Below are 3,445 nucleotides of genomic sequence, written 5' to 3'. Positions count from 1 at the left end.
GCTCAGATCCACGGTGACTTGGATCGTCACCTCCTGGCCGTTGTTGCTGATCAACTGTGCCGCCATCGCCTTGTCCCCGCCGGTGCTTGAGCCATGGGGTCAGTATCGCTCATTATCACATTTTTGCAAGGCACCACCCGGATGAACAGGATAAAAGTCATTATTTTTCATCCTGTCAATCTTGAAAAATCCTGTGAATCCTGTCCATTTGAAGCGTTGATCCCGGTAGAAATTTCCCCGCAAATCGCCTTACCGAATCCAGTCGATAAGATTCATCAGCGGATTCTCGCCCGATTCGGGACCGATCGCGCGTCCCTGGATGCTCTGGCCGGCCTCGACGACCGTGTCCGGATCGCCGGTGAGCAGCGGATGCCAGTCTGGCAGCGGCTTGCCCTCGGTGAGCAATCGGTAGGCGCAGGTCTCGGGCAGCCAGGCGGGCTTTTTCAGCACCTCCGGAACCAGGGTGATGCAATCCGGCATCTGTCGGGCGCGATTCGGGTAGTCGCGACAGCGGCAGGTGTCCAGATCCAGCAGGGCGCAGGCGACCCGCGAGTAGACGATCTGCCCGGTGTCCTCGTCCTCGAATTTCTCCAGACAGCATTTGGCACAGCCATCGCAGAGTGAATCCCACTGCTCCGCCGTCATCGCCGTCAGGGGCGTGGTTTCCCAGAATCGTTCGGACATATCGCGTGGTTCCGCCAATCGTCAACCGCGCATGGGATCGCCCGTGCGCAAGATAAAGACCGCCATGATCGCGCATTCTCACCACTCAACCAACCCCGTATAAGCCGTGACCAGCACCAGCAGTCCGAAGCCGATGCGATACCAGGCGAAGACCTCGAAGCTGTGGTTGGAGACATAGCGCAGCAGGGTCTTGACGGTGAGCGCGGCGGCGATAAAGGCGGCGACGAAGCCGACGGCGAACACCGACAGATCGTCCATCACCAGCAGATCGCGGGCCTTGTACACATCGTAGAGGGTCGCGGCCAGCATGGTCGGGATGGCGAGAAAGAAAGACAACTCGGTCGCCGCGCGCCGCGACAGCCCGAAGATGAGACCGCCCATGATGGTCGCCCCGGCGCGGGAGACGCCCGGAAACATCGCGAGCGTTTGGGCGAATCCGACCTTCAGCGCCTCGCGCCAAGTGATGTCGTCGACCGACTCGAAGCGCACCTTGCGCGGGCGGCGCTCCACATACAGAATCACCAGTCCGCCGACGATCAGCGCGCCAGCCACCGTGAGCGGATTGAAGAGATAGGTCTTGATCGCGTGATGGAAGAGCACGCCCAGCACCATGGCCGGCAGGAAGGCGATCAGGATATTGAGCGCGAATCGCCGTTCCGGCTCGCGGTTCCACATCCCGAGCGTCACCTGCACGATGCGTTTGCGATAGAACCAGCACACCGCCAGGATGGCAGCGAGCTGGATGACGATCTTGAACACCTTGCTCTGCTCGTCGGTGTAATCGAGCAGGCTGCCGACGATGATCAGATGTCCGGTCGAGGAGACGGGAAGAAATTCGGTCAAACCCTCGACGATGCCGAGGATGAGTGCTTTCAATAAGAGTGGCCAATCCATCATGCTTCATTCCAGGTTGAGTGCGGCGCATGCTGCGGCAGGCTGAGCGAGAGTCCGGGGCCGCGACACTAGCATCTTCGACGGATTCAGTGAAGCGGGCGCGGCGAGCGGCCGCAATTCTCATGGTGACGCTAAAATGAGCGCTGCCGAGCTTCAAACCAATTGCATGCCGTGAGGAATCCAGGCCATGTCCCTTGCCAACCCGACCCTTGAAGACGTCTGGCGGTTGTTTCAGGAAAGCGACCGCAAATTTCAGGAAACCGAACGTTTAATGAAGGAATCGTCTCGGGAAACCGACCGCAAATTTCAGGAAACCGACCGCCTGGTCAAACAACTGTCGAAAAATCTGGGCGAGTTGGGAAATCGGCTCGGCGAGTTCGTCGAGCACCTGGTCGCGCCGGCCGTGGTGCGTCTGTTTCGCGCCCAGGGCATTGAGGTGCATGCGGTCTATCCGGGCGTCTCGGCACACCGCGACGGGGAGGGACTGGAGATCGATCTGCTGGTGGTCAACGATGGTGCCCTGGCAGCCTGTCGGACTTTGCCGCTGCTGCCCGCTTGCCGACTTGGTAGACTATCGCCCCCCCCTTCAGGACCGACGACGATGCCCCGCTTCCGCCCGATCGATCGCGACCTCCCATTAGAGCGGCCCCTGTCGTTACAGGACTGGCTGCCCGAAGGCCATCTGGCCCGCTATGTCGTCGAGGTGGTGGAAGCACTCGATCTGAGCGCGCTGATCCAGGCGTACGCCGGGCGCGGGAGCTTGCCCTATCACCCGGCGATGATGCTCTCGTTGTTGATCTACGGCTACGCCACAGGCTGTGACTCCAGCCGCAGGATCGCGTTGGCCACGTTCGACTCGGTGGCCTTTCGCTTCATCGCCGGCAATCAGCACCCTGATCACGACAGCCTGGCGACCTTCCGGCGGCGGTTCAGGGTGGAATTCGAAGCGGTGTTCATCCAGGTGCTGGAGGTTGCGCGCGAGAACCAGCTCAGTCGCTTCGGACGGGTGAGCCTGGACGGGACGAAGATTCACGCCAACGCCAGCCGTCACAGCGCCCTGTCGTACAAGCATGCCCAGACCATCGAGGCGCAGCTAAAAGCCGACGTCCAGGACTTGCTGGCCTTGGCCGAGCAGACCGATGGGCGCAACGTTCCGGAAGGGATGATCGTTCCCGAGGAATTGCAGCGCCGCGAAGCGCGCTTGGCCGCGATCGCCGAGGCCAAGCGCCAGATCGAGGCGCGGGCCGCCGAGCGCTACGCCCGCGAGCAGGCCGCCGACGAGGCCAAGCTCGCCGCCCGCGCCGCCAAGGCGGCGGCCAGTGGGCGCAAGCCCGGTGGCAAGGCCCCCAAGGCGCCCTCGCCCGCGCCTCGCGCCGATGATCAGATCAACCTCACCGATGACGAATCGCGCATCATGCACGTCGCCGGTGGGGGCTTCGAGCAGTGCGACAACGCCCAGGCCGTCGTCGACACCGAATCGATGCTGATCACGGTGGCGCAGGTGACCCAGGCGGCCAACGACAAGGAACCGGTTGCCCCCATGGTCGAACGCTTGCAGGCACTGCCCGAAGGACTGAGCCAACCTGAGGAATTCGTCGCGGACAACGGCTATTTCAGTGAACGCAACGTCGCGGTCTGCGAGAACGCTGGGATCGTGCCGTTGATTGCCATGAAGCGCGAGGAACATCACCCCCATTGGTCAGAGCGTTTCAGCGAGCCGGACGAGGCGCCGCCACCCGAGGCGACCCCGGTCGCCCGCCTGGCGCATCGACTCAAGACCCGTGCCGGGCGGGCCGCCGATGCGCTGCGCAAGCAGACCGTCGAACCGGTCTTCGGGATCATCAAGTCCGTGATGGGTTTTCGTCAG

General features: G+C 62.4%; 3 protein-coding genes. 1 reads left to right on the top strand and 2 read right to left on the bottom strand.

Annotated elements, in window-relative coordinates:
• Positions 1-249: 249 nt before the first annotated feature.
• Together QZY07_RS25785 and QZY07_RS25780 are read right to left on the bottom strand one after the other, a co-directional pair.
• Positions 250-684, bottom strand: a complete 435-nt coding sequence (locus QZY07_RS25785; RefSeq protein ID WP_295409032.1) for a YcgN family cysteine cluster protein — start codon at positions 682-684, stop codon at positions 250-252.
• 78 nt (positions 685-762) lie between these two features.
• The gene (locus tag QZY07_RS25780) at positions 763-1,581 is read right to left on the bottom strand and encodes an undecaprenyl-diphosphate phosphatase (RefSeq protein ID WP_295409030.1); all 819 of its coding nucleotides are present in this window, start codon (positions 1,579-1,581) and stop codon (positions 763-765) included.
• A 598-nt stretch (positions 1,582-2,179) separates the two neighbouring features.
• Here QZY07_RS25780 and QZY07_RS25775 point away from each other — a divergent pair.
• Positions 2,180-3,445: transposase (locus QZY07_RS25775; RefSeq protein WP_295409034.1), on the top strand; the 1,266-nt coding region annotated here is incomplete at its 3' end.

Source organism: uncultured Thiocystis sp. (assembly GCF_903866365.1).
GTDB lineage: Bacteria > Pseudomonadota > Gammaproteobacteria > Chromatiales > Chromatiaceae > Chromatium.
This window is presented reverse-complemented; position numbering and strand designations above follow the sequence as displayed.

Excerpts from the sequence above, each read along its gene's own strand:
- QZY07_RS25780 (WP_295409030.1), bottom strand. The coding sequence starts at position 1,581 with ATGATGGATTGGCCACTCTTATTGAAAGCACTCATCCTCGGCATCGTC.
- QZY07_RS25785 (WP_295409032.1), bottom strand. The coding sequence starts at position 684 with ATGTCCGAACGATTCTGGGAAACCACGCCCCTGACGGCGATGACGGCG.